This is a genomic window from Streptomyces sp. 8P21H-1 (assembly GCF_013302945.1).
The window spans coordinates 1-2,295 of sequence record NZ_JABTYA010000008.1; the positions used below are offsets into that span (position 1 = coordinate 1).

General features: G+C 75.6%; 1 protein-coding gene. It reads right to left on the reverse strand.

Annotation, left to right across the window (positions count from 1 at the left end; translation table 11 throughout):
- On the reverse strand, positions 1-2,295 hold a 2,295-nt coding region (locus tag HO151_RS00195), incomplete at both ends, for a type I polyketide synthase (protein ID WP_173894114.1).

Sequence of the window (2,295 nt, forward strand, 5' to 3'; positions counted from 1 at the left end):
CACGGCCACCATCGCACCACCGGCGGGCAGCTCCTGCATCAGCCGGGCCCGGGCGGCCACCAGCGTGCAGGCGTCCTCCAGCGAGAACACCCCCGCCACGTGCGCGGCCGCGATCTCTCCCACGGAGTGGCCCGCCACCTGGTCGGGCCGGAGGCCCCAGGACTCGACGAGCCGGTACAGCGCCACCTCGACGGCGAACAGGGCCGGCTGGGTGTACCCGGTGGTGTCCAGCAGGGCGGCGTCGTCGGTGCCCTCCGCGGCGAACAGCACCTCGCGCAGGGAACGGTCGCGGCCGACGTCCAGGCGGGCCAGCACCGCGTCCAGCGCGTCGGCGAACACCGGGAAGCGGCCGTACAGTTCGCGCCCCATCGCGGCGCGCTGCGAGCCCTGGCCGGAGAACAGCACCGCGAGGGTGCGGTGGGCGGCCCGGCCGCGGGCGACCTCGGCCGGCGCGCCACCGGGTGCGGCGAGCAGGACGGCACGGTGGTCGAAGAGGGCGCGGCCGGTGGCGAGGGAGAAGCCCACGTCGAGCGGGTCGGCGCCGGTGAGCGCGGTGACGCCCGCCGCCTGGGCGTCCAGGGCCTCGTCGGACTTCGCGGACACCGGCCACGGCACGACGGAGGGGGTGGCCTCCGGTTCGGCGGCGGTCACCGGCGCGTCGGCCTCGGGGGCCTGCTCGATGATGGTGTGCGCGTTGGTGCCGCTGATGCCGAAGGACGAGATGCCCGCGCGCCAGGGGCGCCCGGTCTCGGGCCAGGCGGACTCCTCGGTGAGCAGCCTGATCGCCCCGGCCTCCCAGTCGACGTGCGTCGACGGCCGGTCCACGTGGAGCGTGCGGGGCAGCACGCCGTGCCGCATCGCCATGACGGTCTTGATGATGCCGGCGACACCGGCGGCGGCCTGGGTGTGGCCGATGTTCGACTTGATGGAGCCGAGCAGCAGCGGCCGGTCCTCGGGCCGGTCCTGCCCGTACGTCGCCAGCAGGGCCTGCGCCTCGATCGGGTCGCCGAGCGGGGTGCCGGTGCCGTGGCCCTCGACCGCGTCGATGTCGGCGGTCGTGAGTCCGGCGCTCGCCAGGGCCTGGCGGATGACACGCTGCTGGGAGGGTCCGTTGGGGGCGGTCAGGCCGTTGGAGGCACCGTCCTGGTTGATGGCGGAGCCCCGGACCACGGCCAGGACCTCGTGGCCGTTGCGGCGGGCGTCCGACAGGCGCTCCACGACGATCAGGCCGACGCCCTCGGACCAGCCGGTGCCGTCGGCGGCGTCCGCGTACGCCTTGCAGCGGCCGTCGGTCGCCAGGCCGTTCTGCAGGGTGAACCCGGAGAACGCGGACGGCGTGCTCATCATGGTGATGCCGCCCGCGACGGCCAGGTCGCACTCGCCGGCGCGCAGCGCCTGCATCGCCCAGTGCAGGGCGACCAGGGAGGAGGAGCAGGCGGTGTCGACGGTGACCGCCGGGCCCTCCAGGCCGAAGGTGTAGGCCAGCCGGCCGGAGACGACGCTCGCGGCGAGACCGGTGCCGGCGTGGCCCTCCAGGTCCTCGCGGGAGTTCATGACGAGGGTGGAGTAGTCCTGGCCGTTGGTGCCGACGAACACGCCGGTGCGGCTGCCGCGCAGCCCGTCGGCGTCGATGCCGGAGCGCTCGAACGCCTCCCAGGTGGTCTCCAGGAGGAGCCGCTGCTGCGGGTCCATGGCCAGGGCCTCACGCGGGGAGATCCCGAAGAAGGACGCGTCGAACTCGGCGGCCCCGTCGAGGAACCCGCCGCGCAGGGTGGCGCTGCGGCCGCGGCCGTCGGCGCCGCCGGACATCAGGGTGGCGAGGTCCCAGCCGCGGTCCTCGGGGAACGCCTGGATGCCGTCGCGGCCCTCGCTGAGCATCTCCCACAGGTCCTGCGGGGAGCGGACTCCGCCGGGCAGCCGGCAGGCCATGCCGACGATGACGACCGGGTCCTCGGCCAGGGCGGCGGCGGCCGGACCGGCGCCGCGGGTGTCCTGCTCGCCCAGCAGCTCGGCGACGAGGTGCTCGGCGAGGGCCTGGGAGGTCGGGTAGTCGTACACCGTGGTGGCCGGCATCCGCAGTCCGGTGGCGACGGCCAGCCGGTTGGGCAGCTCGATCGCGGTGAGCGAGTCGAAGCCGAGGTCGCGGAAGTTCCGGTCGGGGGCGACGGCCTCCGGGCCGGGGTGGCCGAGGACGGCCGCCGCGTGGGTGCGCACCAGGTCCGTGAGGAGCCCGGTCCGCTCGTCGGCGGGCAGGTCGCGCAGCCGCGCGGCCAGGCCGGACGCGGCGGTCCGGGT